Source organism: Methanocrinis sp., from assembly GCF_049974945.1.
In the GTDB taxonomy this organism is placed as follows: Archaea; Halobacteriota; Methanosarcinia; order Methanotrichales; family Methanotrichaceae; genus Methanocrinis.
Genome location: NZ_JBNGCU010000112.1, coordinates 1 through 4,630 on the forward strand (window position 1 = coordinate 1; position 4,630 = coordinate 4,630).

Here is a 4,630-nt window from a genome sequence, read left to right on the forward strand (position 1 = left end):
CCGACGGCCATCCCGAGAGGAAGGAGCGGCTCACCACCGCCCTGAAGAAGATAGAGTCCTCGGGCCTGGACCTGGAGCTCGTCACCCCGAGGTCGGCGACCCTCGAAGAGGTGGGAGCGATCCACTCCCCCGGTTACATCGACCAGGTCAGGGCCATGTCGGAGCGGGGAGGAGGATACCTGGACCTGGACACCGTCATATCCGGGCGATCCTACGAAGCGGCTCTGATGGCGGCGGGCGGCGTAATAACCGGCATCGAGAGGGTGTCCGGAGATCTGGACAACGCCTTCGCCCTGGTCCGGCCGCCGGGGCATCACGCCCTCCCCAACAGGGGAATGGGGTTTTGCATATTCAACAACGTGGCCATAGGGGCGAGGCGTGCCCAGAAGATGGGTCTCGAGAAGGTCCTGATAGTGGACTGGGATGTCCACCACGGGAACGGGACGAGCGCGATATTCTACGATGACCGAACCGTTCTTTACTTCTCCACCCACCAGTTCCCCCACTATCCGGGGACGGGGAGGGTGAGAGAGCTGGGGATGGACGGTGCTGAGGGGTTCACGGTGAACGTCCCCCTCCCCTGGGGGACTGGAGACTCCGGATACCTGAGAGCCTTCGAGGAGATCCTGAAGCCGGTGGCGTTGGAGTTCGATCCGGACATCGTCCTCGTATCTGCGGGGCAGGATCCCCACCAGGCAGACCCCCTCAGCGGCATGAACCTCTCCACCGAGGCCTTCGGATCGATGGCCTCCAAAGTCAAAGAGATCGCCGACGGATGCTGCGGAGGAAGGCTCGTTGCGGCCCTCGAAGGGGGGTACAACCTCGGCGCCCTCTCCGACTCGATCGTTGCCATATTGGGGGCCTTCAAAGGTGAAGCTTTTGCGCCGATCGAGATCGAGGAGGACCCGAGGGCGGCGGAGAGGATGGAAGAGGTGAAGAGGGCCATGAGCCCCTACTGGAACTGCTTCAGGTGAATGGGGCGGAAATAACCGGGGTCTAAAGACCCTTTAGACCCACTCTCGCGCCGAAAAGTACCTGGCCAGGAAAGCTCGAAACTCCAGGTCCTCGACCTCCAGGATCTCCTGGCCCACGTATATTTTGTATCCACGCCTGAGCTGGGGCCCCAGGTGGCGCCCTACAGACAGATTCGCCACCTGTGAGCGAAGAAGCTCAGGAGCGTCGACGAACTTTCGGGTCGTCTCCACCACCAGCCGACCGTCCTCGACGTAAGGGCCGGAGAGGGGGTAGGGGTGGCTGGCCGCGAACTTCTTCGAGTGCTCCGCCTCCCAGACCGGGGGGCCGATCCTCCTCTCAACCCGGGGGAGGGAGGCGACCGATAGCTCCAGGAAGATCCTGAGAAGGCCACGCCATTCTGAGCCGCCCCTCTCGCCACCCCCCAGAGGGAGATTTCGGTGCCAGTCGACGTCTGAGCGCATGACCGAAAAGCCGTTTCGATCCAGGAGGGCCCGGATCGACTGCTCCGCCTTTCTAAGCTGCGGGAATATTACGTCCTCCACCTGGTCTGGGGCTTCAAACTCCAGGAGGATCAGGGTGCTCTTTCGCTTCGCGATCTGATCGCGAAGCTCATCATCGGATAGGGGCGATACGGGAGCCGGGAAGAAGAAGTCCAGCTTTGGCTCCTCCAGGAAGAGGCGGGATGCGGCCACGAACGTGAACATCCTGTCCAGGGTGAGGGCCGCGGCGACGTTCCTGCCCGGGTCGACGGGGTCGACGACCACCAGGGGGTCCTCGTGCTCTCGGGAAGAGTGATCCTCGAGGTCGATCACCTCCCCAGGACGCCAGTGGGCGGCCTCCTCCAGGACGGAGATAAATGAGCCGCGCCTTATAACGAGAAGCTCGGCGAGGTACCCGGAGAAGCCGCCGACCTTCAGCTCCGACCCGTAGACCCCCGTCCCCTTCATGAACTGCTTCAATAGAAGGGCCTCGTCCTCGCGCCCCCTTATCCTCGCCGAGACGTACCTGCTGTGGAAAGGGGTTCTGTCGACGGCGGAGAGGATCTTCGATCCGTCCTCCACCAGATAGCAGGGGACGAGGTCTACCTCGAAACCCTCAAAGATGGCGTGGACGTAGGCGTGCTCTGCGTACCGTTCCTCGAAATTTGGGGCTACACGCCTCGCGATCTCCAGGGCGGAGGAGAGGTTCGACCCCTCCGAGACGCCGATGAAGATGTCCAGATCGTGGTCGCCCGAAAGCCAGGTGCCCCGGGCGGCAGACCCTACCAGCATCGGCTCGCCCTCGACGCCTCGAGCATCGGCCAGCTCCTCGATCCGCGATACTATCTTTCTCGCGACGGATTTGAGCCTATCTCGCTCTAGGGGAGAGGGCCTGACCCTGGAGAGGACCGCTTCAAGGATTTGAGAGAGGGAAGGCTGCGACGTCCTCGTAGATGGGGCCTCCGGGGGTGAGGGTGCTCTTCTTCAGGATGAACTCGTCTGCCCTGAACTCGCCGAGATCGATCTCTCTATAGGGAGCGAGCTTAGAGGCGAGGAGGCCGGTCGTCTCGGGGCTGGGCCTCGCGACCCGAGCGATGGTGGCGTGGGCCGTGAACCTCCTCCGCTCCCTATCAAAACCCAGGGGCGAGAGAGCCTCCTCGACGGCGCGAAAGAGCCCCTCAAACTCCCCCTCGACCCCGATCCAGACCACCCTGATCGACCTGCCGGGAAAGGCCCCTACGCCCCTCACCTTGGCGGTGAAGGCCGGCCGCTTTACCCCCTCCAGAGCCTCCACCACCCGGCCCACCTTCGAGGGGGGAACATCCCCCAGAAACTTGATCGTCACGTGGATGAGGCCCGGTTTGACCAGTCTCACCCCCGGAAGATCAATCTCCTCCTGGACTTTTGCAATCCCGTCGCGGATCGAGGCGGGGAGGTCGACGGCGACAAAAGATCTGATCCCCTTCTCCGGACCGGCTCGCCTGCCGGGCCTGGCGCCCTTCTGAGTCATCACCGACCTACCGCAGAACGCCGCCTCTGCTCGCGGAGGTGACGGACTTGCTGTACCTGGCGAGCATCCCCTTCGCGACCTTCGGCTCGGGCGGATTCCAGGCGGCCTTCCGCCTCTCCATCTCTGAGGGGTCGACGAGAAGGTCGATCCTCCGGCCGTCGATATCGATTCTGATCTCGTCGCCGTCTTCAACCAGGGCGATCGGCCCGCCCACCGCCGCCTCGGGGCAGACGTGGCCGATGCAGGGCCCTCTCGTCCCTCCGGAGAACCGGCCGTCGGTGATCAGGGCGACGGAGTTTCCTAGCCCCACCCCCTGGATCGCCGATGTGGGCGAGAGGGTCTCCCTCATGCCGGGGCCGCCCTTGGGGCCCTCGTACCTGATGACCACGACGTTTCCTGCGACCACCTCGCCGCCGACGATCCCCGCCAGGGCCTCCTCCTCGGAGTTGTAGACCTTGGCGGCCCCGGAGTGCTCTCTCATCTCCTCCGATACCGCCGTCTGCTTGACGACCGACCCCTCGGGAGCGAGGCTCCCCTTCAGGATCGCGATCCCGCCCTGGGGATGGACAGGGTCGTCCAGGGTCTTGACCACCTTGGCGAAGGTCTCGGGATTGTCCGGCCTGAACTCCGCGATCTCCTCGCCCAGGGTCCTGCCGGTGACGGTGAGGACTTCCAGGTTCAGCTTCGACTCCAGCCGCTTCATCACCGCGGGGATGCCCCCGGCCCTCTCCAGGTCCAGGATGTGGTAAGGGCCGCCGGGCCTGAGGTTGACCAGGTGGGGGGTTTCTCGGCTCAACCGGTCGAACTCCTCGAGCTCCAGGTCGATATCAAACTCGGAGGCAACAGCCGGTATGTGGAGGGCCGTATTCGTGCTCCCGCCGATGGCCATGTCCATCCTGATTGCGTTCTCTATCGACTCGGGGGTCACGATCCGCCTCGCTGTGATCCCCTTCTCGATCAGCTCGACTATCTTCATCCCCGACCTCTTCGCGATCCTCATCTTCTTAGCGTCGACGGCGTGGGCGGTCGCGCAGCCGGGAAGGCTCATTCCGAGCGTCTCGGTGAGACAGGCCATGGTGTTTGCGGTAAAAAGGCCGGCGCAGGAGCCCGCTCCCGGACAGGCCAGGTTCTCCAGAACCTCCAGGACCTCGCCGCCCTTCTGCCACCCCTCGAAGACGTCGATCAGGTCCAGCTCCTTGTCGCAGGCGAATCCCGGGTACATGGGGCCGCCGGTGACGGCTATCGCCGGAAGGTCCAGCCTCCCCGCCGCCATCAGATGGCCCGGGACGATCTTGTCACAAGAAGATATTAGGACCATCCCGTCGAGCTGGTGGGACTCCATCATCACCTCGATGGTGTCCTCGATGATCTCCCGGCTGGGGAGGGAGTACTTCATCCCCTTGTGGCCCATGGCAACCCCGTCGCAGAGGCCGATGGTGTGAAACTCGAAGGGCACGCCTCCCCCCATCCTGATCCCCGCCTTGACCGCCTTCGCGACCTTGTCCAGGTGGATGTGGCCCGGTATGAACTCGTTCCAGGAGTTGACGACCCCTACGAAGGGGCGGTCCATCTCCTCGTCGATGAGGCCGGTGCCCTTGAGGAGGGCCCGGTGGGGCGCCCTCTCCGACCCGACCTTGGTGATATCGCTTCTCATGAGAAGAACCTC

At 63.9% G+C, this 4,630-nt stretch carries 4 protein-coding genes; 1 reads left to right on the plus strand and 3 read right to left on the minus strand.

All coding sequences use genetic code 11. The annotated features are described in order from the left end of the window. A partial coding sequence (locus tag ACP5EL_RS09135) for a histone deacetylase family protein (RefSeq protein ID WP_428402203.1) occupies positions 1-974 on the plus strand: 974 nt, incomplete at its 5' end. Between the two features lie 33 nt (positions 975-1,007). Here the strand turns inward: ACP5EL_RS09135 and cca are convergent. The 3 genes from cca to ilvD are packed head-to-tail and all read right to left on the minus strand — an operon-like array spanning position 1,008 to position 4,618. Beyond that, a complete protein-coding gene (gene cca, locus ACP5EL_RS09140; protein WP_428402204.1) occupies positions 1,008-2,375 on the minus strand; it encodes a CCA tRNA nucleotidyltransferase in 1,368 nt (455 codons plus the stop codon). Further along, a complete protein-coding gene (gene thpR, locus ACP5EL_RS09145; RefSeq protein WP_428402205.1) occupies positions 2,368-2,964 on the minus strand; it encodes an RNA 2',3'-cyclic phosphodiesterase in 597 nt (198 codons plus the stop codon). Before thpR ends, cca begins: the two co-directional genes overlap by 8 nt. Before the next feature lie 7 nt (positions 2,965-2,971). Then, entirely contained in the window at positions 2,972-4,618 is a 1,647-nt protein-coding gene (ilvD, locus tag ACP5EL_RS09150; protein WP_428402206.1) for a dihydroxy-acid dehydratase, read from the minus strand. Positions 4,619-4,630: the final 12 nt, after the last annotated feature.

Excerpts from the sequence above, each read along its gene's own strand:
- thpR (WP_428402205.1), bottom strand. The coding sequence starts at position 2,964 with ATGACTCAGAAGGGCGCCAGGCCCGGCAGGCGAGCCGGTCCGGAGAAG.
- ilvD (WP_428402206.1), bottom strand. The coding sequence starts at position 4,618 with ATGAGAAGCGATATCACCAAGGTCGGGTCGGAGAGGGCGCCCCACCGG.